Source organism: Geminocystis sp. NIES-3708, from assembly GCF_001548095.1.
Classification (GTDB): domain Bacteria; phylum Cyanobacteriota; class Cyanobacteriia; order Cyanobacteriales; family Cyanobacteriaceae; genus Geminocystis.
In genome coordinates, this window is the sequence record NZ_AP014815.1 from 2,129,867 (window position 1) to 2,153,985 (window position 24,119).

21 protein-coding genes and 2 pseudogenes are annotated in these 24,119 nt (G+C 32.2%); 16 read left to right on the forward strand and 7 right to left on the reverse strand.

Going from position 1 to position 24,119, the window contains the following annotated elements; translation table 11 throughout:
• Positions 1-9: 9 nt before the first annotated feature.
• A complete protein-coding gene (locus tag GM3708_RS09425; RefSeq protein WP_066345968.1) occupies positions 10-543 on the reverse strand; it encodes a pentapeptide repeat-containing protein in 534 nt (177 codons plus the stop codon).
• Between the two features lie 12 nt (positions 544-555).
• Positions 556-1,194 (reverse strand): hypothetical protein, encoded by a 639-nt coding sequence (locus GM3708_RS09430; RefSeq protein ID WP_066345970.1) that lies wholly within the window; start codon positions 1,192-1,194, stop codon positions 556-558.
• A gap of 257 nt (positions 1,195-1,451) precedes the next feature.
• Here GM3708_RS09430 and gloB point away from each other — a divergent pair, with 257 nt between their 5' ends.
• Positions 1,452-2,225, forward strand: coding sequence for a hydroxyacylglutathione hydrolase (gloB, locus tag GM3708_RS09435; RefSeq protein ID WP_066345974.1), 774 nt, complete (start codon positions 1,452-1,454; stop codon positions 2,223-2,225).
• A gap of 275 nt (positions 2,226-2,500) precedes the next feature.
• Here gloB and GM3708_RS09440 read toward each other — a convergent pair whose 3' ends face one another.
• Entirely contained in the window at positions 2,501-2,731 is a 231-nt protein-coding gene (locus GM3708_RS09440; protein ID WP_066345975.1) for a ferredoxin-thioredoxin reductase variable chain, read from the reverse strand.
• A gap of 430 nt (positions 2,732-3,161) precedes the next feature.
• On the opposite strand from GM3708_RS09440, the gene purS reads away from it, so the two are divergent.
• The 10 genes from purS to GM3708_RS09490 all read left to right on the forward strand — a co-directional run bounded on the left by purS (position 3,162) and on the right by GM3708_RS09490 (position 13,582).
• Positions 3,162-3,422 (forward strand): phosphoribosylformylglycinamidine synthase subunit PurS, encoded by a 261-nt coding sequence (gene purS / locus GM3708_RS09445; RefSeq protein WP_066345977.1) that lies wholly within the window; start codon positions 3,162-3,164, stop codon positions 3,420-3,422.
• 46 nt (positions 3,423-3,468) lie between these two features.
• A complete protein-coding gene (purQ, locus tag GM3708_RS09450) occupies positions 3,469-4,149 on the forward strand; it encodes a phosphoribosylformylglycinamidine synthase subunit PurQ (protein WP_066345984.1) in 681 nt (226 codons plus the stop codon).
• A 63-nt stretch (positions 4,150-4,212) separates the two neighbouring features.
• Complete coding sequence (locus tag GM3708_RS09455; RefSeq protein WP_066345990.1) at positions 4,213-4,893, forward strand: uracil-DNA glycosylase family protein; 681 nt, start codon at positions 4,213-4,215, stop codon at positions 4,891-4,893.
• A gap of 13 nt (positions 4,894-4,906) precedes the next feature.
• Entirely contained in the window at positions 4,907-6,202 is a 1,296-nt protein-coding gene (locus GM3708_RS09460; protein ID WP_066345992.1) for a phosphatidylserine/phosphatidylglycerophosphate/cardiolipin synthase family protein, read from the forward strand.
• Positions 6,203-6,523: 321 nt separating this feature from the next.
• Positions 6,524-6,835: a co-chaperone GroES gene (groES, locus tag GM3708_RS09465; RefSeq protein WP_066345994.1), complete on the forward strand. Its 312-nt coding sequence runs from the start codon at positions 6,524-6,526 to the stop codon at positions 6,833-6,835.
• Between the two features lie 119 nt (positions 6,836-6,954).
• Positions 6,955-8,580: a chaperonin GroEL gene (gene groL, locus GM3708_RS09470; RefSeq protein ID WP_066346001.1), complete on the forward strand. Its 1,626-nt coding sequence runs from the start codon at positions 6,955-6,957 to the stop codon at positions 8,578-8,580.
• Positions 8,581-8,887: 307 nt separating this feature from the next.
• Positions 8,888-10,414, forward strand: coding sequence for a YifB family Mg chelatase-like AAA ATPase (locus GM3708_RS09475; RefSeq protein ID WP_066346003.1), 1,527 nt, complete (start codon positions 8,888-8,890; stop codon positions 10,412-10,414).
• 307 nt (positions 10,415-10,721) lie between these two features.
• Positions 10,722-11,282 (forward strand): thioredoxin family protein, encoded by a 561-nt coding sequence (locus GM3708_RS09480; protein ID WP_066346005.1) that lies wholly within the window; start codon positions 10,722-10,724, stop codon positions 11,280-11,282.
• Between the two features lie 61 nt (positions 11,283-11,343).
• Entirely contained in the window at positions 11,344-12,870 is a 1,527-nt protein-coding gene (locus GM3708_RS09485; protein ID WP_066346008.1) for a peptide ligase PGM1-related protein, read from the forward strand.
• A 58-nt stretch (positions 12,871-12,928) separates the two neighbouring features.
• Complete coding sequence (locus GM3708_RS09490) at positions 12,929-13,582, forward strand: Uma2 family endonuclease (RefSeq protein WP_066346011.1); 654 nt, start codon at positions 12,929-12,931, stop codon at positions 13,580-13,582.
• Positions 13,583-13,632: 50 nt separating this feature from the next.
• Here GM3708_RS09490 and hisIE read toward each other — a convergent pair whose 3' ends face one another.
• A complete protein-coding gene (hisIE, locus tag GM3708_RS09495) occupies positions 13,633-14,283 on the reverse strand; it encodes a bifunctional phosphoribosyl-AMP cyclohydrolase/phosphoribosyl-ATP diphosphatase HisIE (RefSeq protein WP_066346014.1) in 651 nt (216 codons plus the stop codon).
• 231 nt (positions 14,284-14,514) lie between these two features.
• Between hisIE and rsmA the strand changes: the two genes are divergently transcribed.
• On the forward strand, positions 14,515-15,342 hold the full coding sequence (gene rsmA, locus GM3708_RS09500) for a 16S rRNA (adenine(1518)-N(6)/adenine(1519)-N(6))-dimethyltransferase RsmA (protein WP_066346017.1): 828 nt from the start codon (positions 14,515-14,517) through the stop codon (positions 15,340-15,342).
• A gap of 191 nt (positions 15,343-15,533) precedes the next feature.
• Here the strand turns inward: rsmA and GM3708_RS09505 are convergent, their stop codons facing one another.
• Positions 15,534-16,349, reverse strand: a complete 816-nt coding sequence (locus GM3708_RS09505; RefSeq protein ID WP_066346024.1) for an SWIM zinc finger family protein — start codon at positions 16,347-16,349, stop codon at positions 15,534-15,536.
• A gap of 1,080 nt (positions 16,350-17,429) precedes the next feature.
• Between GM3708_RS09505 and GM3708_RS19785 the strand changes: the two are divergent.
• Positions 17,430-17,871: pseudogene (locus GM3708_RS19785) on the forward strand (DNA methyltransferase); the annotation flags it as partial.
• Positions 17,872-18,017: 146 nt separating this feature from the next.
• A pseudogene (locus tag GM3708_RS19640) lies at positions 18,018-18,209 on the forward strand (hypothetical protein); the annotation flags it as partial.
• A gap of 30 nt (positions 18,210-18,239) precedes the next feature.
• Here the strand turns inward: GM3708_RS19640 and GM3708_RS09515 are convergent.
• Together GM3708_RS09515 and GM3708_RS09520 are read right to left on the reverse strand one after the other, a co-directional pair.
• The gene (locus GM3708_RS09515) at positions 18,240-19,481 is read right to left on the reverse strand and encodes an LL-diaminopimelate aminotransferase (RefSeq protein WP_066346026.1); all 1,242 of its coding nucleotides are present in this window, start codon (positions 19,479-19,481) and stop codon (positions 18,240-18,242) included.
• A gap of 120 nt (positions 19,482-19,601) precedes the next feature.
• Positions 19,602-21,146 (reverse strand): calcium-binding protein, encoded by a 1,545-nt coding sequence (locus GM3708_RS09520; protein WP_066346028.1) that lies wholly within the window; start codon positions 21,144-21,146, stop codon positions 19,602-19,604.
• A gap of 454 nt (positions 21,147-21,600) precedes the next feature.
• On the opposite strand from GM3708_RS09520, the gene GM3708_RS09525 reads away from it, so the two are divergent.
• Complete coding sequence (locus tag GM3708_RS09525) at positions 21,601-23,523, forward strand: long-chain fatty acid--CoA ligase (protein ID WP_066346030.1); 1,923 nt, start codon at positions 21,601-21,603, stop codon at positions 23,521-23,523.
• A gap of 107 nt (positions 23,524-23,630) precedes the next feature.
• Entirely contained in the window at positions 23,631-24,059 is a 429-nt protein-coding gene (locus GM3708_RS09530; RefSeq protein WP_066346033.1) for a YlqD family protein, read from the forward strand.
• The last annotated feature ends 60 nt before the right edge of the window (positions 24,060-24,119 follow it).

Consider the following 24,119-nt stretch of genomic DNA (forward strand, 5'->3'; position numbering starts at 1 on the left):
TTATCTCAATCATTGGAGATGCCTAATAATATTTGCCCAACGAAAATCGGCATTTTGGAAAATTGCACCGTCAAAATTACATAAAATTAAATCAGCTTTAATCAGATGAGTATTAATTAATTGAGCATGACTAAAGTTACTTTTATATATTTTCCCTTCTCCCAGTTCCGTTTCATATAAAATACTATTACTTAAGTCTGATTCACTGATGATTACTTGGTTTAAATCCGTTTCGCTTAAGTTTGCTCTGTGTAATTGAGTATTGATTAAAATTGCTTTTCTTAAACAAGCTAATCTTAAGTTAACACCGATTAAATTGACATTAGTAAGATGTGCATTTCTTAAATTAGCAAATCTGAGATTACTACCAATTAAATTCACATCAGTTAATTTACAATTACTCAAATCAATGCCTTCTAAGTCATAATTACTACAATTTATCCCAGATAGTTCAATCTTGACATCATCATTAAATTTACGCCACTGATTCCATTTTTCGACATTTTTAATTAAATTTTGCCAATATTCTTGATCATTAATCATTTTTCTTATCCTTTACTCATTTATCTCTGATAAAATTACTCTACCTCCCACGTTGGCGATCGCCTCTAAAGCCGCTTGAGCTCCTGCTTTTATATCTCTTTCTGCACCGCCAAGATAAACTCTACCAAAACTACCCACTGCTTGTACGGAAAGAATATTGATTAAAGCGGCTTTTTCTGCTTCATTAGCGGCTAAAGCAGCATAAGCGGCTGGTTTTACTTCTAAAACATATAAAGTTTCCCCAGCTAACAACATTTGTCCTCGACGATTACGGTTAATAATTTGTGCTTGATAAGGATCAATATTACGGATAATTTGACTAGAAACCACTTCAGGTTTAATGCAATCTTTTTCACTTACTCCCAAAGCATCTAAAATAGCTCTTCCCGCAGTTTTAGTTTCTCCTTGATTACTAGAATGTATTTCTAATAATCCATAAAGACGTTCCACAAATTGAACTCCCGGACGTACTACCGCCGATTTTAACGCTATATCAGTAATCCTATTGATTTCAATGCCGGGAGAAATTTCAATCCACAGAGAAGCATCACCGGGTAAAGGTAAAAAACCCAAGGCAACTGTACCAATATAGGAAGCGTGTTGAGGTTGTAATCGGTCTAAGTAAACGTAACTGCGGAGTTCAACACTCATGTTTTAAATAATTTAACTATTGTATTGGTCAACAGTGATCAATTATCAATGATTAACCATCAAAAGGCAAATATCAATCAGAGCCTATTAAGCTCGAAAGCATTTAGATTGTAAATCGAGCAGAAAAAGTAGATTGATTTATTAGTAATAAAAATATATGTAAATTAAATGTGTTTTAGCTTATCATTCTTTCTTTAAACTTTTCCAACAGGTTCTAAGTAAAATAAAGATATTAAGTTTTTTCAGGTGATTATTTCATGAATATTATCAGAATTCCCGTTTTAAGTGATAACTATATATTTTTACTTCATGATATTAACAGTAACCAAGTGGCTGTAGTTGATCCTGCCGAAGCAAAACCTGTATTAGCCGAAATTGAAAAAATTGGTGGCAATTTAGTAGCCATTTTTAATACCCATCACCATGGTGATCATATAGGAGGCAATAAAGAATTATTAGAGCATTATCCTGATGCAGTGGTTTATGGTGGCATTAAAGATAAAGGTAGAATTCCTCTCCAAAAAGTATTTCTGCAAGAAGGTGATACGGTGGAATTTGCTGGTAGAAAAGCAGACATATTCTTCATTCCGGGTCATACTTATGCTCATATTGCCTATTATTTTCCGCCCATAAATGAGTTAGATTCAGGGGAATTATTTTGTGGTGATACCCTATTTGCAGGAGGTTGTGGTCGATTATTTGAAGGAACACCAAAAGATATGGTAACTTCTTTAAGTAAATTGCGTAATCTTCCTGATTCTACGAGGGTATGGTGTGCGCATGAATATACTTTAGGCAATTTAAAATTTGCCATAACGGTAGATGCTGATAATGAAGATTTACAAAAACGTTATCAACAAGTTATTATTGCTCGTCAACAAAATATTTCTACGATACCATCTTCTATTCAATTAGAAAAATTAACTAATCCTTTTTTCCGTTGGGATACACCTACGATTAAGTCGGCGATGGGTTTTGATGAACCTGAGAGAGTTTTTGGGCGTTTGAGAGGGATGAAAGATAATTTTTAATTTAAAGACATATTATACTTTATTTAGATTTCAGGCAATGGGCACTGGTAATAGGAATTGATTATTGATAAACAAGAATTTATTTTAAATTTCTTTTTTTGAAACGTCTATTGATAATTGCTAATGTTATCTTTGTTGGATGCAATAATAATTCTGAAGACAAATATTGACAAGTAAAGAGGTAGAAAAGGTACTAATATTTCTACCTTTTGCTCATCCAAAGCTATTTATTCCCCGAAAATTTTTCTTGTCTATCTGTAATCAAAAGCCTGTTTTTATTGATTATCAATAGTTAAAATTTCATCTTCTCGAAAATGGGCTTTAAATTTTTTGTCAAATTTCACAAGATAAGGAAAATTTGCACTTACAGGTCTTCCCTGCCATTGAGTTACAATTTCTATTAATTCTCCTTCCATCCCTTTTAAATCAAAGGCTTCTTTTTTATGTTCAGGATGATGATATACCAATACTGATTCTTGTACTTTAATGCGATCGCCTACGTTCATAGTTGAGATGTAATATAATAAATTTGAATAAACTTGAGGATATATGCCCAAAAGGTAACTTTATTATTTTTGCATAATTAGTCATCGGTGCAAACGTTACCTTAAAAAAGTTAACAAAATGAGTAAACATTAGATCATCTCAGTTCGACAGAGGAAAAGTTGTGAAAACGAGACAGGTGGAGAAGTGGACAAGGAAACAGGTAGAAAAATTCCTAATATTTGTACACTTTAAAATAATTTTATTGATTCATTGAGGATATAATCTCCCTGTCTTCGTATCAACAAGAGTCAATCATCATCTATTTTTATATCGAACTCAGGTTAGATCCGTCAGAGCTTACTCATGTTAAAATCCTTTTTAGTTTGGAAATTTTCATTAGAAGTAGCTCTGTGCTATTTCCACATTGATTTTATATTTTAGGAACTATCCATGACTCAAAAATTTAATTCTCGTGTTTATGTTACTTTACGAAAGTCTGTATTAGATACGGCTGGAACGGCTGTAGAATCAGGATTACATCAATTGGGTTATCAAGGAGTAGAAAATATTAGAATTGGCAAATATATTGAATTAACATTGACAGCAGAAAATAAAGAATCCGCCGATAAACAATTACATGAAATTTGTGATCAACTTTTAGCTAATCCTGTCATTGAAAATTATTCTTTTGATCTAATTCCTATTGATTAGAAGACGAACAGATAAGACAAAGTTATTAATTGTAAAGAGGTTTAACATGAAATTTGGTGTCGTAGTTTTTCCAGGTTCAAATTGTGATCGAGATGTAGCGATGGTGACAGAAGGGATTTTAAATCAACCTACACGTATGATATGGCATCAAGAAACTGATATTGATGATTTAGACATCGTTGTCATCCCTGGTGGCTTTAGCTATGGTGATTATCTTCGATGTGGTGCGATCGCCCGTTTTTCTCCTGTCATGAAAAGTATTATCGAACACGCAGAAAAAGGCAAATTAGTATTAGGTATTTGTAATGGCTTTCAAGTATTAACAGAGGCAGGATTATTACCCGGTGCATTAACTCGTAATCGTGATTTACACTTTATTTGTGATCAAATACCAATTAAAGTAGAACATAATAACTCTCTTTGGACAAAAGGCTATCAATCAGAAGAAGTAGTTATTTTTCCCATTGCCCACGGTGAAGGAAATTATTACGCTGATGAAGATACCTTAAAAAAGTTAGAAGATAACGGACAAATTTTATTTCGTTATTGTGGTGAAAAAGGAGAAATTAATAGTCAAAATAATCCAAATGGATCATGTAAAAATATAGCAGGAATTACTAATAAAAAAGGTAACGTTTTAGGGATGATGCCACACCCAGAAAGAGCCAGTGATATAGCATTAGGTTTCACAGATGGAAAAGCACTCTTTGCCAGTTTATTAACCTAAATTAACGTTATTTAAACTTTGAAAAATTATAAAATTCTTCCTAAAATATATAAATTAATGTAAATGCTTACTATAGAAAACCTAATTAATCAAATCCAAAAAGAAGCCCAAAGAGAAGAATTTCCTCTTGATATTCCTGTTTATGAATCAGCAAAAAAAGATCCGACTAAACCTATTTTATATTTTGGAAATTTAAAGAGTAATATTTGTTTTTTTGGAAGAGATTTGGGTAAAGATGAAGTTATGGCAGGACAACCTTTAATTGGAGCGGCTGGTAAATTAGTTAGACAAGGTTTTTATAAGGCAATCTATAAAAAAGAAACAGAAGATAGAGTTCAATTAGAATCAATAAAAGATCGTTTAATTTTAACTAATACTGTACCCTATAAACCACCAGAAAATAAAGCTTATACTCTGAAAGTAAAAAAAAGATTTCGTCCTTTTATAGAACAATTTTTAGTGATTCATTGGCAAGGTAATCAAATTATCACCTTAGGCACAGAAGGTTTTAAATGGTTTGAAAATTATGCTAGTAAAGAGGATTTTAATGAATTTTGGTCTCAAGGGGATCAACGTTATCAAAAAAGTTTAAATATCACCATTAAAGCGTTAGATGAACAAGGGAAAATTCATCAAAAAAAAGTTGCTATTTTTCCTTTACCTCATCCTTCTCCTTTAAACGTAAAATACTATAATAAATTCCCCGCAATGTTGCAATATACATTATCTCAAATAGAGTTTTAAATATGCCAAATAAATGGTCAAAATTATCTCTTTATCTTTAACTATAATCAGTTATTTATTATTTTTAAATGGTTGTCAAAGTCAAGTTAAAAAATTGCCTCCATTATCTCAAGATTCTGCCATAGAAGTTTATTTTAATCACAATCAGGCAAAGGGGAAAGAATATTTAGATCCTTATCGTAATATTCAACGTACTGGAGATAATTTAGAAGCTATTATTATCGAACAAATAAACACAGCAAAATCAACTTTAGATATAGCAGTACAAGAGATAAATTTAACAAACTTAGCAAAAGCGATTATAGATAAAAAAAAACAAGGTGTAAAAGTTAGAATTGTTATAGAAAATAACTATAATTTACCCTTGAATCAATTGAAAAATAATGATGGTTTAGCTATTTTAAAACAAGTCAATATTCCCATAATAGATGATAGAGAAGATGGTAGTAAAGGCAGTGGATTAATGCACCATAAGTTTATCATTATTGATGGAGAAAAAATTGTTACAGGTTCAGCTAATTTTACCCTCAGTGATATTCATGGAGATTTTGAAAATTTAGAAACAATCGGCAATGCTAATCATATTCTAGTAATAAATAGCTCTTCATTAGCCAATATTTTTACAGAAGAATTTAACTATCTTTGGGGAGATGGAGTAGGGGGAAAAAAAGATAGTTTATTTGGTTTAAAAAAGCCTTATCGCCGAGAGAAAATAGTTAAAATAGGAGAAAACACTATAGTTATAAAATTTTCACCTACTTCTCAAAGTAAATCATGGATAGAAAGCACCAACGGTTTAATATCTCATACTCTCAAATCTGCCAGTAATTCTATTGATTTAGCATTATTTGTTTTTAGCGATCAAGATATAGCAAATACTTTAAAAAATGAATCGTTACAAGGAGTAAAAATAAGAGCCTTAATTGATCCTAATTTTGCCTATCAATACTATAGTGAAGGACTAGATTTGTTAGGATTAGCTTTACCCAATAAATGCAAATATGAAAAGAATAATAATCCTTGGCAACAACCCATCGAAACTGTTGGAATTCCTAATTTAGCTCAAGGAGACAAATTACATCATAAATTTGGCATTGTTGATAACTATACCATTATCACAGGGTCTCATAATTGGTCAAATGCGGCGAATAATCTTAATGATGAAACTCTTTTAATAATTTATAATCCATTAATTGCCCAACATTTTCGTCGAGAATTTGATTACCTTTATCGTGATGCAATTTTAGGTATCCCTTCCAATATTCAAGAAAAAATAGACACTGAAATAACAAAATGTTCTAATAATTAGAATGTAATAAACAAGTATTTTATTCGCTGCACAAATAATTCATTAATTGTCTCTACTGTTTAATACTTATATCACCTGAGTTCGATATAAAATTTTCGTTTCAGATGTTGACTCATTTTGAAAACAATCTACCTCATCTCCCTGTCTTGCCTCCATCAGTTTTATTCTGTCGAACTCAGGTAAGTTCGGAAACCCGTACAATTGAGGTAGTTGCTATGGTGGTGAATTTTCGGTTAAATTAGCACTCGTAAGGTGAGAGCGCTAAAAATAAAAACGAACTCATCAAAAATCATAATCAAGCAAAAAAGGAGCAAACTATCAATGGCTGCAATTACCATTAATGTATCAACCGTTAAGCCTTTAGGCGACAGAGTTTTCGTTAAAGTTAGTGAAGCAGAAGAAAAAACTGCAGGTGGTATCTACTTACCCGATAACGCCAAAGAAAAACCCCAAGTAGGTGAAGTTGTTACCGTTGGCGAAGGTAAAGTAAATGATAAAGGTGATCGCACTCCTGTAGAAGTGAAAGTTGGCGATCGCGTATTGTACTCTAAATATGCTGGTACAGACATCAAACTCGGTGGTGATGACTATGTATTACTATCTGAAAAAGATATTCTTGCGGTAGTATCATAATAATACTTAAAAACCTTGAAAACCTATCTCCTTTGAAAATAAAGACTTTGCGTCTTTGCAACTTTGCGAGAGAAAATCAAAATTATTGCAAATTATAAAATAAAGAGAATCGATTAATTATGGCAAAATCTATTATTTACAACGAAGAAGCCCGTCGTGCGCTGGAAAAAGGTATTGATTTATTAGCAGAAGCAGTAGCTGTAACCCTTGGTCCTAAAGGACGTAACGTCGTTTTAGAGAAAAAATTTGGAGCTCCCCAAATCGTTAATGACGGTGTTACCATCGCTAAAGAAATTGAATTAGAAGATCACATCGAAAACACTGGAGTTGCTTTAATTCGTCAAGCGGCTTCTAAAACCAATGACGTTGCAGGTGACGGTACAACTACCGCTACTGTATTAGCTCACGCTATCGTTAAAGAAGGTTTACGCAACGTTGCCGCAGGTGCTAACCCCATCGCCCTCAAACGTGGTATTGACAAAGCTACCGATCATTTAGTTGAAAAAATCGCTGCCCACGCAAGAAAAGTAGAAGATAGCAAAGCTATTGCCCAAGTAGGTACTATTTCTGCGGGTAATGACACCGAAGTTGGTGATATGATTGCCAAAGCAATGGAAAAAGTCGGACAAGAAGGAGTTATTTCCCTTGAAGAAGGTAAATCCATGGAAACCGAGCTTGAAATTACCGAAGGTATGCGTTTTGATAAAGGTTACATTTCTCCTTACTTCGTAACCGATACCGAGCGTATGGAAGCAGTTTTTGAAGATCCTTTCATCTTAATTACTGACAAAAAAATTACTTTAGTTCAAGATTTAGTACCTGTTTTAGAACAAGTTGCTCGTCAAGGTAAGCCTTTAATCATCATTGCTGAAGACATCGAAAAAGAAGCTCTTGCAACCTTAGTTGTTAACCGTCTTCGTGGTGTTTTAAACGTTGCGGCTGTTAAATCTCCCGGATTTGGCGATCGCCGTAAACAAATGTTAGAAGATTTAGCCATCTTAACTGGTGGACAAATGATCAGTGAAGATGCAGGATTAAAACTTGATACTACTACTGTAGATCAATTAGGAACTGCTCGTCGTATTACTATCACTAAAGATAGCACCACTATTGTAGCTGAAGGTAATGAGAAAGACGTTAAAACCCGTTGCGATCAAATTCGTCGTCAAATCGAAGAGTCTGATTCTTCCTACGACAAAGAAAAATTACAAGAGCGTCTAGCTAAATTAAGCGGTGGTGTAGCAGTAATCAAAGTTGGTGCGGCTACCGAAACTGAAATGAAAGATCGTAAACTACGTTTAGAAGATGCTATCAACGCAACTAAAGCGGCAGTAGAAGAAGGTATCGTACCTGGTGGTGGTACAACTCTAGCACATTTAGCTCCTGACTTAGAGGAATGGGCTAAAGCTAATCTTACCGCTGAACAGTTAACTGGTGCTTTAATCGTTGCTCGTGCTTTAACCGCACCTTTAAAACGTATTGCTGAAAATGCTGGTCAAAATGGTGCTGTGGTAGCTGAAAGAGTTAAAGAAAAAGACTTTAACACTGGCTATGATGCGGCTAATAATGAATATGTAGATATGTTCTCTGCAGGTATTGTTGATCCTGCTAAAGTAACTCGCTCTGGTATTCAAAATGCTGCATCTATTGCAGGTATGGTATTAACTACCGAGTGTATTATCGTTGATAAACCTGAAAAAGATAAAGCTGCCGCTCCTGCCGGTGGTGGTGACTTTGATTACTAATTAAAGATTGTGTTGGGTTTTGTTTTTCAATCCAACTCATAAATAAAAATAATTTTAGGGTGGGCATTGCTCACCTTTTTAATGTTTAAAATGATAGGGCATTTTCAAAGTAGGAGTTAATTTGTTTAGCCCTTTTCCAATCTAACCAAAGTAGGTTTTTAATATTTGAATGAAGATGAGCAGACGACAGAAATACAATATAAGAAAATAGATTTTTGTAGTAATTGATTTATTAATTACTAAAAAGTTCCTCCAATTAGGAATTTAGTAGTATAGTTAATTATTAATTGCTAATTTATTAATACCTATGTTAGCTAGAGTTTGGAGTGCCACCATTATCGGTGTGGATGCGGTAAAAGTCGGAGTTGAAGTTGATGTGTCGGGCGGTTTGCCAAAAATTACTGTTGTCGGTTTACCTGATACTGCCGTGCAAGAATCAAGAGAAAGGGTAAAAGCGGCTATCAAAAATTCTGGGTTTGCTTTTCCTGTACGTAAAATTACGGTTAACTTAACACCCGCAGATTTACGAAAAGAAGGACCAAGTTTTGATTTACCCATCAGTATAGGTATTTTAGCCGCTTCAGAGCAAGTTGATCCGCAATTGTTAGGAGATTATTTATTTCTGGGAGAAATGTCTCTGGATGGAAGTTTACGCCCTATTGCTGGAGTGTTGCCCATGGCCGCAACGGCAGTAAAATTAGGTTTTAAAGGGATGATTGTGCCGAAAGATAACGCCCAAGAAGCCGCCGTGGTGCAAGGGATAGAAGTTTATGGGTTAAGTAATTTAGATGAAGTAGCCCAATTTTTGCAACAACCCGAAAAATTTTTCCCTACAAAATTTAACCTTCAAGCAGAATTTGAACCATTCTTCAATAATATCAATAATTTAAAAGATGTTAAAGGACAGAATCACGCCCGTAGAGCTTTAGAAATTGCTGCAGCAGGAGGGCATAATCTTATCTTTGTAGGACCACCAGGAGCTGGTAAAACCATGTTAGCAAGGCGTTTACCAACTATTTTACCACCTTTAGATTTTAATGAAGCACTACAAGTATCGCAAATTTATTCAGTCGCTGGATTACTTAAAGATAAAGGCTCATTAATACGAGAGCGTCCATTTCGTAGTCCTCATCATTCGGCTTCTGGTGTTGCCCTTGTAGGGGGTGGCTCATTTCCAAAACCCGGAGAAATATCATTGTCACATTTTGGCATACTTTTCTTGGACGAACTCACGGAGTTTAAACGTAACGTATTAGAATTCTTACGACAACCCTTAGAAGACGGATATGTAACCATTTCAAGAGCAAGGCAATCAGTGGCTTTCCCTTCACAATTTACCCTGATAGCTTCGACGAATCCATGTCCATGTGGGTATTTCGGGGATACTATTCAACCTTGTACTTGCTCACCACGACAAAGAGAACAATATTGGGCAAAATTATCTGGTCCTTTACTTGATCGCATTGACTTACAAGTAGTAGTAAGTCGGCTAAAACCGGAAGAAATGACTAGACAAAAAACAGGTGAAAGTTCAGAAATAGTTAGGGAAAGGGTTGTAAAGGGTAGAGAAAAAGCTCAAGACCGCTTCAAGAATGATAATATCAGTTTTAATGCACAGATGCAATCACGACATTTAAGAGAATATTGTATATTAGATGATATGAGTCGTAATTTGTTAGAGGGTGCAATTCGTAAATTAGGTTTATCGGCTCGTGCGATGGATCGTATTTTAAAAGTTTCTCGTACTATTGCAGATTTAGCTGGAGATGAAGATTTAAAGAGCAATCATTTAGCTGAAGCGATACAATATCGTACCATCGATCGAATGCAATAAATACCTGAGTTGGATATAAAATTATCGGTGAAGATTAAACAAGGAGATTAGAAGACTAGAAGACTACGAGAGAATTAACTTAAACATTGTTTCAATTGATTCTTGATAATTATTTGCTAAATTTATTTTTTCTATGAGGATAAAGTTTGGTATATTAAAAGTTTTAAATTTTTATTTTTCAAGGTTTTTTACAGTTCACTGAGCTGATAAATGATTAGGAATGACCAATTAGAAATTAAATTTTATTTTAGAGTGATAATCTTAAGTAAAATAACTATTAAATATTTATTATTCACTATTAATTATTATGGTATTAACTGCTTCTAATATGTTGCCTTTAGGTACAATTGCTCCTAATTTTGGTTTAGCTGATGTTGTCTCTAATAAGATTATTTCTTTGACAGATTTTCGAGGTTATAAAGGATTAGTAATTATGTTTATTTCTCATCATTGTCCATTTGTTAAACATATAAAAAAAGAATTAGCAAACATTGGCAATGATTATAAAAATAAAAATTTAGGTGTTATTGCTATTAGCAGTAATGATGTTATTAATTATCCTGATGATTCCCCTAAAAATCTTAAATTGATGGCAGAACAAGAGGAATTTAATTTCCCTATTTGTTATGATGAAACTCAAGAAATAGCTAAAAATTATTTAGCGGCTTGTACTCCAGACTTTTATTTATTTGATAGTAATTTTAGATTAGTATATCGTGGTCAATTAGATGATAGTCGTCCTAGTTTAGATATTCCTGTTACGGGGAAAGATTTACGCAATGCCATAGATGCTTTATTGACAAATCAACCCATAAATATAGAGCAAAAACCAAGTATTGGTTGTAATATTAAATGGAAAAATAATTAGTCATTATAAAAATAAACAATAGAAACAAAATTATGAATAGCTTTAATATCAATTATAAATTATGACCATTACTTTAGAAGAAAAACAACATTTTCAAGTATTACAAAATCAGTTAAAAAACTATTGGCAAGAAGGGGATATTTTAGATGATGATGATCAAGATATTTTAGTAATTCCTTCTTTTAGTATTGATCAAAAAGTTGGCAAAAAAGTTGTCGGTTTTTTACACTATGAAGAAAGACTTTTATTTTCTTTGATTCGTTTAAGAAATCCTCATACCCGTTTAATTTATATTACTGCTCAACCTTTATCTCCAATAATTATTGACTATTATTTACAGTTATTACCAGGTATTCCTTTTTCCCACGCTAGAGAACGTTTATTATTATTAACAACCTATGATTCTTCTCAAAAACCTTTAACTGAAAAGATATTAGAAAGACCACGCTTAATAAGTAAAATTAAAAACTTTTTGCGTCCTAATAAAAGTTATATGGTCTGTTTTAATTCTACTATTTTAGAACAAAAATTATCACTAAAATTAAATATTCCTTTATTAGCTTCTAGTCCAGAATTATTATATTGGGGTTCAAAAGGTGGTAGTCGAGAAATTTTTAAAAATTGTAATATTCTTTATCCTGATGGTAGTCAATTAGTTTATAATATCGATGATTTAATTAAAGAAATTACTCTATTATTAGTCAGAAAAACTTATTTGAATAAAGTAGTAATTAAATTAAATGAAGGTTTTTCAGGAGAAGGAAATGCTGTTTTAGATGTTAGTGGTATTTCTCACTTATTTTTAAATGATTTAAGTTTAGAAAAAAAACAAAATTTAGTTGCTCAAATTATCCATGAAGCTAAATTACAAGGTTTAGGCGATACATGGCTTACTTTTTGTGATCGCATTCCCGAATTAGGGGTTATTGTGGAAGAATTTATCGAAGGAGAAATAAAATTTTCCCCCAGTATGCAGGGTTATATAACACCTAGCGGAAAAGTCGAAATAATTTCGACTCATGATCAAATTTTAGGGGGAGAAGATGGACAAATTTATCTAGGTTGTAAATTTCCAGCCCAAGAAAATTACCGTTTAAAATTACAAGAATTAGGATTAAAAGTGGGTTTAGAATTAGCAAAAAAAGGGGCAATAGAAAGGTTTTCTGTGGACTTTTTAGCTATAAAAGAAGAAGAAAAATGGATATTATACGCCATAGAAATTAACCTAAGAAAAGGTGGTACAACTCACCCATTTATGACGTTAAAATTCTTAACCAATGGTCATTATAATTGTGAAGATGGTTTATTTTATAGTCCTGAAGAAAAAGCTAAATATTATATAGCTTCCGATAATTTACAAAAACCTCAATATCATGGATTATTACCCTATGATTTAATGGATATTATTGCTAAACATCATTTACATTTTGATAGTAGCACCAAAACAGGAACAGTTTTTCATTTGATGGGTGCATTATCAGAATTTGGTAAAATAGGTTTAACCAGTATTGGTAATTCCTTAGAAGAAGCAGAGGCTATTTACAATAATATTGAGGCTATTTTAGATGAAGAAACAAAAAATAATTGACCATTAATTTAGTTCATACAATTATTATAAATACTATATTTTTATTAAAATAAAGAAAATGGTTACTATTTTAACAAAACCTATTGCCGAAAATATCATCTTATTAAATCATGTTAGTTGGGAAACTTTTAATCGTCTTCTTGAGGAATTAGGAGATCAAAGAAATCAACTTTTAAGTTATTATTTAGGTAATTTAGAAATTATGAGTCCTTTAGGTGAACATGAAAATAACAATCGTTTTATTGATGATATAATTCGAGCAATTGCTGATGAACTTAATATTAATTTAAAAAAATTTGGCTCACTTACATTAAAATCTAATCAGGAAAAACAAGCCGTTGAACCCGACTCTTGTTATTATATAAATAATGAGCCTTTAGTGAGAAATAAACAACATATTGACTTAGACACTGATCCTCCTCCTGATTTAGTTTTAGAGATTGATATTACCAGTGCTTCATTAAATAAATTACCGATTTATGCTACTTTGAAAGTGCCTGAAATTTGGCGTTATAATGGTCAAAAATTAACTATATTTTGCTTTAATTCTGAAACTAATAGTCATCAACAATGCCCCAAAAGTAAAATATTTTCTTGGCTAAATTTAGATTTCATTCCCCAACTAATTAACCAAAGTTTAAACATCGGAGAAACAGCTACTTTAAAACAATTTCGTCAGTGCATAAAAGATAATATTGATCATATTCAATAATCTTTTGTCATCATTATATTGAAGTTAAATTTAATTTAATAGAATGATTTTTAACGTCTTCTTTCTTGCAATTTTTTATAAACATCTCTTAAATTAACTTGATGATAAGCTAAAGCAACTAATGAGTGATAAAACAAATCAGCAATTTCTCCCGCAATTTCTTCTGGGTTATCATCTTTACAAGCCATAACGACTTCTGCGGCTTCTTCACCAATTTTTTTGAGGATTTTATTATCTCCACCTTCATACAACTTACAAGTGTAAGAACCTTCTACTGGATGCTCTTTGCGATCGCAAATCAATTTAAACAATTCTGATAAAGTATCCGCAGGAGGTGCAGATTTAGAGTGATCAATTTGATGAAAGCAACTTCTTTCGCCAGTATGACAAGCGACATCCCCAATTTGCTCAATACTTAATAATAAAGCATCACTATCACAATCGTAGCGAATAGTTTTTATTTTTTGAATATGTCCAGAAGTTGCTCCTTTATGCCATAATTCTTGACGAGAGCGACTCCAATACCATGCTTCTCCCGTGCTTAACGTTTTTTGCAATGATTCTTCATTCATCCATGCCATCATTAATACTGTGCCGTCGAGATAATCTTGAGTAATAGCAGGTACTAATCCTTGTTCATTGTAGCTAATTTTATCAACGGGGATTGATTGACTTAGAGGAATGGAAGGATTAATAGACATGGGCTGGTAATGATTTATAATTGACTAAAATTAAGTTTTCTATCATCATATCAGGATTAGGAGACAAAAATTTAGATTTTCTGAATATTTGAGAATTAAAGAATAAAACTTAGGGCGATATTGATATTAATAAAAGAAAAAATTATTGTTTACCAATTTAATATTATCGATAATACTTATAAGTATTAAGCAAATAAATACGAAATTTAGTTATAAATTATCAAAAAAAATATGGCAATTAGACCTCGTAAACAGTTTGGCCAACATTGGTTAAAAAGTGAAAAAGCTCTCAATCAAATTATTATAGCAGCGGAACTAAAAAAAAGTGATCGCATTTTAGAAATAGGACCAGGATTAGGTGTTTTAACAGAAAGAATATTTCCTTATGTAGATAAATTATTAGCGGTAGAAATAGATCGAGATTTATGTAAAAAATTAGTATTCAAATATGGAAAAATTGATAATTTTCTATTAATAGAAGGAGATTTTTTAGACTTAAATTTAACTGATATGTTAACAAATTTTCCTGCATTTCAAAATTATAATAAAGTTGTAGCAAATATACCTTATAATATTACAGGACCAATCATTGAAAAATTATTAGGTACTATTAGTAATCCTAGGGAAAATCCGCTAGAATCGATTGTTTTATTGATTCAAAAAGAAGTTGGTTATCGTCTTGTTGCTAGTCCAAATAATAAGGTATATGGAGCATTATCAGTCAAAGTACAATACTTAGCAGACTGTGAAATTTGTTGTGATGTTTTAGCAAAAGAATTTTATCCTCGTCCGAAAGTTGATTCTGTAGTAGTCAAAATAACCCCTAAAAAAATAAAAAAACCTGCTGATAATCCTAAATTTTTAGATAGTTTAATTAAATTAGGTTTTGCTAGTCGCAGAAAAATGTTAAAAAATAATTTAAAATCTATCATTGAGCCAGAAAAATTAACTGATTTATTATCACAATTAAAGATAAATGATCAAGCGAGAGCAGAAAATTTGAGTGTATCAGAATGGATTGAATTAAGTAATCTTTTAAAACCCATAATTAAAACCTAATTCTTTTTTATAGGGGTAGGTAATAAGCAATAAGAAATAATGCATAGGGTAAATTTTTTTATTTTGTACTGCTTTTAAAAGATGTAAGTTAAATGGGTTTTAGGTAACTAAAATTTACATCTTTATTGATATATAAGTATTTCTTCTAATTCCTACCTCCCACCTTCACGAAAAAACTTTTTCAGCAATCTCTAATTATTTAATGCGATCGCCATAGCTTTATTCGGTATTGTATTATAAACTTGGGTTAAATATTGCATTACCGCCTGAGAATCATTATAGGATAGAGGAATATCTCCTAATACATCCAAGATAGTTTTATTTTCTGTTAATGGCACAATTACTACTAAAGAAGAATCTAACCCTTCCTCATATTCCCAAAAGTTATCGATAGTTAAAGGTGCAGCCGTCTTGTTAGTATGACTCTTGCGCTTAGGAATTGACTTGATTTTTCCTAACATTTCTGGTTGTAGCATTTTTCCCGATAACTGATGACTACGAGAGACTCGCAATGCCTCTAAAATTTGTTCTTTACTTCTACCACGTAACTGAAATATAATAAAAGGGTCTTCACTAAAACGATCTGCTAATTGATAATAAACTGCACCAATATGTTTACAAGGATTGGCTTTATCAGGGCAAGTGCAACGGGATTTTACATCAGTTAAATTAAAAGGGAATAAACTTAAACCATTTTTAATAAAAACTTGTTCTATTTCTGAAGGCATTTCTCCTACTAATAGTTGAGCTGCCAAAATAGCCTTTTCTGACATACTCATAATCACATATCCCCAATCTTCATCAGAAAAAGCATCTAATGCTAATGTTACCTTATAAGGTTCTTCTTCCGTGCCTTGCACTTGTGCGATTAATTGAGATTGTTTAAATTCGATATTTAAAACATTACCTTCTCTGGAATAATTACGAGCTCTTTCTAACCTTTTTTTAAAACGATAAGAATCTAATAATTCTAGCCATTTTTCTACCCACCATTGTCTATTAATCATATTATTTATAGGGTTTTTTAACTTTAACTTTCTGAATATTAGAAATAGTAAACTTAAATATACCAATGCGAAATCAGTTGTCCAATATTTAAAAGTAACAATAAATTATATAATGATATAACAAGAGTTTAAAACCCCTTGCCGCTAAATTTTTGAAACTTATTTTGACACAAATTATTTAGGATTGCTATAATCTGTTTCTCGATGTTGAAAAATTAATAATAATGACAATGGTATCATAAGAGTTCTAAATCTTTTATGATCTTTTACGAAGATTAAGAGAGTAGAATAATAAAGAAATTTATACTATTATTATTTAATAAAGTAATGAATATATTATAAACAAACTTAAAATTTAGAAAATAAAAATAAGTTACGTTTTGTATTCTCATTAATCAATATCGCCGAGATTTAGAAACCAAAATTAGATATGGTGGTAGTTGTAATGAAAGCTCAGTCAGATTTGCCTTTGCTAGCCTATTAAATGGTTACTGTAAACCTCGTAATTTTATCTTGGTAGATGAGTTAACGATTAAAAGTCGCATCAATACCTCTATTCGCCCTGAAGGTATGATCAAAGATGCTTTACGCTTTGACTGGGGATACTGGGAATCTAAAGACGCTGAAATTTAGGCTAAATTTAAGAAAGAATACCCTAGGGATAATATTTTATTTGAGGATACCAAGACAGCTGTATTAATCCAAAATGGCGATGAATCTTTACGGATTAATATGGAAAATGATGATGATTTAGACAAGTTAATTAATCAATTTTTAGACTATGAAAGGGCAGAAGTAAAATATTTTCGTCAGAATATTAATACTTTTAGTTAAGATTTACCGACTATTTTAGATACCCTCAGAAATTTCATTGATAGTCAATGCTCCTCAGAATCAAATATATCAGGCAATGGGCTTAAGCCCATTGTTACCAAATCTGGGGATGAGAAAGTATAGTTATTTCAATTAAGTTTGAGACACGTTGAAAAATTTTGTAGGGTTGGCATCGCTCACCATCTGGGTTTTTGATATAAATATTACTATTCTTAAACTATTTCATTCTTATTTAAAACGACTATAAATCAAACATTTATTGAGGCAAGGGATAAATTCTTAAAAGTATGTCAAGCATCCATTAATCCTGACATCAAAATAGCTGATATTAGGGAGATGATTATTCAGCATATTTTAACAGAAGATATTTTTAATGAAGGTCAATTTCATCAAGAAAATAACATTGCCCGTTAACTCCAAGAAGTCATCAAAACTTTCTTTACTGGTAATGTTAAAAGGAATACTTTTAAGACAATTCAAAGTTATTATAATACCATTATTCGCACTGCTTCTAATATAGTTAATTATCAAGAAAAACAGAAATTTTTAAAAGTAGTTTATGAGACTTTTTATAAAGCCTATAATCCTAAAGAAGCTGACAGGTTAGGGATAGTTTATACACCTAATGAAATAGTAAAATTTATGGTAGAAAGTGCCGATTATTTACTGAATAAACATTTTACAAGAGGCTTAAGCCCATTGCCTGACTACATAGTTAAACCTTTATCTGAAATCAACGTTAAGTTAAAAGCCGATAAAACTAACCATAAAATCATCATTGATGAAGTCACAACTTTAAAAAAAATTCCGCCTTTGGCATAGGAATATAAACTAAGTAATTGTAGTGCAATTGAGTGGATATTAGATCAATATAAAGAGAAAAAACTCAAAGATAAAACTATGGCAGAAAAGTTCAATAATTATCGCTTTGCTGATTATAAAGAGCAAGTAATTTACTTATTAAGGAAAGTTACTACTGTTAGTGTTGAAACCATGAAAATTATTCAAGAAATGAAATCCCCATGATAGAGGAAATCATTAATAATATTAGTTAAATTAACCAATAAAATTGAAGGTATCGGTAATGCGTCTCATGGCTTCAATGACATTCTCACGACTGTTAAAAGCGCTAAGACGGAAATAACCTTCTCCTGCTGCACCAAAACCAGATCCGGGTGTGCCAACTACGTTAACATTATGTAATAATTTGTCAAAGAAATCCCAACTAGATAAGCCATCAGGAGTTTTTACCCACACATAAGGTGCGTTAACTCCTCCATAAACTTTTAACCCTGCTTTACTTAATTCTTCTCGAATAATTTGGGCATTTTCTAAATAAAATTTGACTAATTCGGCAATCTGTAACTTACCTTCTTCAGAATAAACTGCTTCTGCTCCTCTTTGTACAATATAAGAAACCCCGTTAAATTTAGTAGATTGACGACGATTCCAGAGTTTCCAGATTTCTACCTTACTGCCATCATTGGCTTTTCCTGTTAAATTTTTAGGCACGACTGTTAACGCACAACGTGTACCTGTAAATCCTGCATTTTTGGAAAATGAGCGAAATTCGATCGCACAATCTTTTGCTCCTTCAATTTCATAGATCGAACGAGGTAAACTAGGATCTGTAATAAATGCTTCATAAGCTGCATCAAATAAAATAATCGCTTCGTGTTTTTTAGCATATTCTACCCATGACTGCAAATACTCTTTTGTTGCGATCGCACCTGTGGGATTGTTAGGAAAACAAAGGTAAATTAAATCTACGGCTTCAGTAGGTAACTCGGCGGTAAAATTATTTTCAGCGCTGATGGGAAGATAGACTAAACCTTCATATTCTCCTTTTTCGTTCGCATCTCCAGTGTTTCCTGCCATGACATTGGTATCAACATAAACGGGGTAAACGGGGTCAGTAACAGCGATTTTGTTGTTTTTGCCAAAAATATCGAGAATATTACCTGTATCGCACTTAGAACCATCGGAGATAAAGATTTCATCAGCAGATATATCACATCCTCTAGCTTGAAAATCATGTTCGGCTATTTTTTCCCGTAACCAACCATAACCCTGCTCAGGACCGTAACCTTTAAAATTACTGCGATCGCCCATGTCCTCAACGGCTTTAATCATCGCATCACGACAGGCTTGAGGTAAAGGTTCAGTAACATCACCAATACCTAATCTGATAATATTAGCGTTGGGATTTTCTTGGGCAAAAGTATTGACTCGTCTTGCAATTTCAGGGAATAAGTAACCTGCTTTTAATTTTAAGTAATTATCGTTAATTCTAGCCATTATGAAGATATATTAAGATTATTTTCATTAGTTTATCATTATCAGTTAACAGTCTTATCACCTTGAAGATTTTTTCCTTCATTGATTAAGACTTTGTTGTCTGTGTTACTTTAATCTTTTTTAGATAATTGCCTCAAATGCGATTCCTTCGTAAATAAAGTCAGGATGATTGGTGATAATACTATTTTTTTCTGTTTCCGTTGCATAAATATAGCCACCCGATTCATTACGAAAACGGTAAATATCTATGCCCTTACTAACATTACCATCATAGGTATAAAAAGCGATTCCTTCTTCTTGCCAATCAGGATAATTTCCTCGAATTATCTCACTTTCGACTTCTCCTGCTAATAAATATTTTCCTTGGGAATTCTGAAAACGATTGATTCTGATTAACTCATCATTATCATTATCGGCGACACCAAAGGCAAAACCTTCATTAATCCAATTATCATTGTTTTGCAGGATGGTTTTTTCTTCTTCTGTTACAAATAAATAGTTACCAATAGTGTTTACATCTCGAAAACGATAGATTGATGTATCAAATAATGAATTAGTGGAGTTAGTTTCATTGAACAAAAGATCATCTTCTTCATTAAAATTATCTTCGGACTGCATATTTCCAGTGGGAAAATCAAAATTTAAGAAATAATTATTAGTAGTTAAACCCTTAGTATTGTTTAACGTCATCAATAGATTTTGGGTAAAGGGATTAATGTACTGAAAAACATTGGTATTACCGTTAACTTCTTCTAAACGAATATTATAGATTTCTGAGAAGTAAAGAAGATCATATTGAGACTCAAATTCTTCAATAATATCAAATCCATCGCCCTTAGTATAAAAAACTACATCTTTAACTTGATCTTGATTACCTAATTTTAAGTAATCGTTATCTATACCACCAGAAAGACTATCTTTACCGACACCACCATAGAGAGTATCTTTACCAATACCCCCATAGAGAAGATCGTTACCAGCATCACCTTTGAGGAGATCATTCTGTGTATTTATTTGTGAATCATTATTGATTGTTTTTGGATTATCTTCATCACCATAAAGAGTATCATCTCCACCGCTACCATAGAGAGTATCATTATCAAAACCACCGTAAAGAAGATCATTCCCTTCACTACCATCTAAATTATCCTCGCCACTTTCTCCCCTTAAAAGATCATCATCATTATCACCCGTTAAAACATCATTACCATTACCACCATTAAGGATATCCTTACCAGCTCCCCCATAGGATATATTTCTACCATCACCACCATCTAGTTTATCGTTACCCGCACCACCGAAAAAAAAATCATTTCCTTCTCCTCCATCAAGAAAATCATCACCATCTTCTCCATAGAGATTATCATTTCCTTCTTCTCCATAAAGATTATCATTGCCTTGTCCTCCTAAAGAGGTATCATTTCCTTTTCCACCATAGAGAATATCATCATTTCCATTGCCGTAAAGTTTATCATTTCCATCTGCTCCATAGAGGTAATCATTACCTTCTTCACCATACAAGCTATCATCATCTTCATCGCCATAAAGATCATCATTACCTTTCATCCCGACAATAACATCTTCCCCTTGAAGACCAAAAATGCGATCGGCTTGATCTGTACCGATCAAATTATCATCTTCTATTGTTCCTTTTATTACTGCCATTTTATTTTTTTCCTCTAAAAATTTATTATTGAAAAAGTTACCTTCTCATTAACTGAAGTCATAATAAATCAGTTTTTCTGCATTTCAACATCTAAATTTTGACGTTTTTTAACTGTTATAAAGAATTAAGATATTTTTTTAATATTGTTTTTATTATATCTAATCAATAGAGAATATAAATAGGTTAGTCAACCAATTTTTACTAAAAATAATCAAGATTTGATAAAGATTTTTTTCTTAAAATTATATAAAGACTTAAGTATTGAGTATCTTTTTTTCTGATTTTAAGTAAGAATACTGAGACTTATTTTTAAATTTAATCATATTCTGAATTGAGTAACTATACAATAACAAGACGCTAATATGCCAATTTTTTATCTTGCCCATTCATCATCGATAAACAAGAATGAAAGGTTTATGATAAAAACGAAAAGATTTTTAAAAAGTTTAAATCATGAATCAAGTTAATAATTCTCAATATTTTCAGCTTAACTCTCTCGGTGAAATATGGGATTTAGTGGTATCCCAATTTGGAGATATTGTCGCTTTATCTGACCCTCACAGTCAACCAAAAGTTGAATTAACCTATCGAGAAGTAGATAAATATATCAAACAATTTGCGGCGGGTTTGCAATATTTAGGTATTGAATCAGGGGAAAAAATTGCCTTATTTTCTGATAATAGTCCTCGTTGGTTAATAGCAGATCAAGGTATAATTCGTAATGGTTGTGTTGATGCTGTGCGATCATCTCAAGCTCATCGAGAAGAATTATTATATATTTTAGGTCATAGTGATAGTGTTGTCCTTGTTGTTCAAGATTTAGCTACCCTCAAAAAATTACAATCAGAATTAAAAGAATTTAACCTAAAATCTATCATTTTATTGTCTGATGAAGCCATAGAAACGGAATTTTCTCAACCTATCTATAATTTTGAGCAATTTATGGCATTAGGGGATAGTCATAGTTTTACTCCCGTATCGAAAAATTTGGATGATTTAGCTACTTTAATTTATACATCAGGTACAACAGGAAAACCGAAAGGAGTAATGTTAAGTCACGGTAATTTGCTTCATCAAGTACGTTATTTAGAAACCGTCATCAAACCGTTACCCGGCGATCGCATTTTAAGTATTTTACCAAGTTGGCACTCTTACGAAAGAGCAGCAGAGTATTTCTTACTATCCAGAGGTACAACTCTAATTTATACTAATATTCGCTATTTTAAAGGAGATTTAAAAGAATATCGTCCTCATTTTATGGTAGGAGTGCCTCGTTTATGGGAATCAATTTATGAAGGAGTGCAAAAACAATTTCGAGATGGTAGTAAAACTCAACAAAAACTTGTCTTTTTCTTCCTCTCCTTATCAGAAAAATATCTGGAAGCAACTCGCATTTATAAGGGCTTAACCCTAGAAAAATTAAATCCAACTTTCCTTGAAAAAATTATCGCTCAAATTACCGCTTTATCATTATTTCCATTGCATAAATTAGGAGATAAATTAGTTTATCAAAAAATAAGAGATGGTGTTGGTGGTTGTGTTAAAACATGGATTAGCGGTGGTGGCTCATTAGCGAAACATATTGATAACTTTTTTCAAATTGTCGGTATTCCATTGATAGTTGGCTATGGTTTAACGGAAACTTCTCCCGTCACCAATGCCCGAAGGGTTACTCGAAATATTGTAGGTGCATCTGGGCAACCCATTCCTGAAACTGAAATTAAAATTATCGACTTAGACACTAAAGCAACTTTACCTCAAGGAGAAATTGGTTTAGTTTGTATTCGAGGTAGTCAAGTTATGCAAGGTTATTATAAAAACCCCGAAGCCACCGCTAAAGCCATTGACAGTCAAGGATGGTTTGATAGTGGTGATTTAGGCATGGTAACACCTGAAAATGATTTAGTCATTACAGGCAGAGCAAAAGATACCATTGTTTTAAGTAACGGCGAAAATATCGAACCTCAACCCCTTGAAGATGCTTGTATTCGTAGCCCTTATATCGATCAAATCATGGTAGTCGGGCAAGATCAAAAGTACTTAGGTGCGTTAATTGTGCCAAATATTGATGCTTTGCAAAAGTGGGCACAGTCTCAAAATCTCAATTTAACTTTTCCCGATGTTTCTGCTAGCCCAGAAGAACTAGAAAATAGTGATCTTTACGCAAAAGAGGTTATAAGCCTCTATAAACAAGAATTAAATCGAGAGGTAAAAAATAGAGCTGGATACCGTCCTGATGACCGTATCGCTATTTTTAATCTGATATTAGAGTCTTTTTCTATGGATAATGGTATGATGACCCAAACATTAAAAATCAAACGTCCTGTAATAACAAGCCATTATCAAGATATGATTAATTCGATGTTTAATAATTAGTAATTTGTAAGGGTGAATAGTATTTATCTAAGAAAAATTAGATTCACCCAAAAATCAGTAATTAATAAACAATAATTAACATTAAAATTAGGAAAAACTTAATAACCATGACTCAGAAATTAACCTTAAAACGTCCAGTAAATGTGAAAGTAATTGTTACCCCTGCATGGCAAGATGAAGCCCAAAAACAATTACAAACTCAAATTAATCAACTTGATCAACAAATGTTACAAATAGATCAACAAGGACAAAGTGCGATCGCTGAAATAAAAAAACAAGGCAGTTTACAAGCACCCCAACAAATAGAAAATATCCAAGGACAAGTTAACCAGAAAAAAGGTGAAATGTTGCAGCAAAAAAATCAATTTTTACAACAAATGCAACAAGTTCAATTGTTAGAATTAGGACAAGAAGTATTTCAAGCACAAATGGAAAGTTTTTTTGATGTTCAAGAAGGAGATAATTTAGTAGAAAAACTTAATGTAGAAATCATCCTTCGAGATGGGGTAATTGAAGAAATTAGAGGAACAATTTAATTATTACAATTGAAGAAAAAAATTTTTAGCTTAATATCGAAGAAGCTTGACAGCAAATAA

Excerpts from the sequence above, each read along its gene's own strand:
- GM3708_RS09425 (WP_066345968.1), bottom strand. The coding sequence starts at position 543 with ATGATTAATGATCAAGAATATTGGCAAAATTTAATTAAAAATGTCGAA.
- GM3708_RS09430 (WP_066345970.1), bottom strand. The coding sequence starts at position 1,194 with ATGAGTGTTGAACTCCGCAGTTACGTTTACTTAGACCGATTACAACCT.
- gloB (WP_066345974.1), top strand. The coding sequence starts at position 1,452 with ATGAATATTATCAGAATTCCCGTTTTAAGTGATAACTATATATTTTTA.
- GM3708_RS09440 (WP_066345975.1), bottom strand. The coding sequence starts at position 2,731 with ATGAACGTAGGCGATCGCATTAAAGTACAAGAATCAGTATTGGTATAT.
- purS (WP_066345977.1), top strand. The coding sequence starts at position 3,162 with ATGACTCAAAAATTTAATTCTCGTGTTTATGTTACTTTACGAAAGTCT.
- purQ (WP_066345984.1), top strand. The coding sequence starts at position 3,469 with ATGAAATTTGGTGTCGTAGTTTTTCCAGGTTCAAATTGTGATCGAGAT.
- GM3708_RS09455 (WP_066345990.1), top strand. The coding sequence starts at position 4,213 with ATGCTTACTATAGAAAACCTAATTAATCAAATCCAAAAAGAAGCCCAA.
- GM3708_RS09460 (WP_066345992.1), top strand. The coding sequence starts at position 4,907 with ATGGTCAAAATTATCTCTTTATCTTTAACTATAATCAGTTATTTATTA.
- groES (WP_066345994.1), top strand. The coding sequence starts at position 6,524 with ATGGCTGCAATTACCATTAATGTATCAACCGTTAAGCCTTTAGGCGAC.
- groL (WP_066346001.1), top strand. The coding sequence starts at position 6,955 with ATGGCAAAATCTATTATTTACAACGAAGAAGCCCGTCGTGCGCTGGAA.
- GM3708_RS09475 (WP_066346003.1), top strand. The coding sequence starts at position 8,888 with ATGTTAGCTAGAGTTTGGAGTGCCACCATTATCGGTGTGGATGCGGTA.
- GM3708_RS09480 (WP_066346005.1), top strand. The coding sequence starts at position 10,722 with ATGGTATTAACTGCTTCTAATATGTTGCCTTTAGGTACAATTGCTCCT.
- GM3708_RS09485 (WP_066346008.1), top strand. The coding sequence starts at position 11,344 with ATGACCATTACTTTAGAAGAAAAACAACATTTTCAAGTATTACAAAAT.
- GM3708_RS09490 (WP_066346011.1), top strand. The coding sequence starts at position 12,929 with ATGGTTACTATTTTAACAAAACCTATTGCCGAAAATATCATCTTATTA.
- hisIE (WP_066346014.1), bottom strand. The coding sequence starts at position 14,283 with ATGTCTATTAATCCTTCCATTCCTCTAAGTCAATCAATCCCCGTTGAT.
- rsmA (WP_066346017.1), top strand. The coding sequence starts at position 14,515 with ATGGCAATTAGACCTCGTAAACAGTTTGGCCAACATTGGTTAAAAAGT.
- GM3708_RS09505 (WP_066346024.1), bottom strand. The coding sequence starts at position 16,349 with ATGATTAATAGACAATGGTGGGTAGAAAAATGGCTAGAATTATTAGAT.
- GM3708_RS09515 (WP_066346026.1), bottom strand. The coding sequence starts at position 19,481 with ATGGCTAGAATTAACGATAATTACTTAAAATTAAAAGCAGGTTACTTA.
- GM3708_RS09520 (WP_066346028.1), bottom strand. The coding sequence starts at position 21,146 with ATGGCAGTAATAAAAGGAACAATAGAAGATGATAATTTGATCGGTACA.
- GM3708_RS09525 (WP_066346030.1), top strand. The coding sequence starts at position 21,601 with ATGAATCAAGTTAATAATTCTCAATATTTTCAGCTTAACTCTCTCGGT.
- GM3708_RS09530 (WP_066346033.1), top strand. The coding sequence starts at position 23,631 with ATGACTCAGAAATTAACCTTAAAACGTCCAGTAAATGTGAAAGTAATT.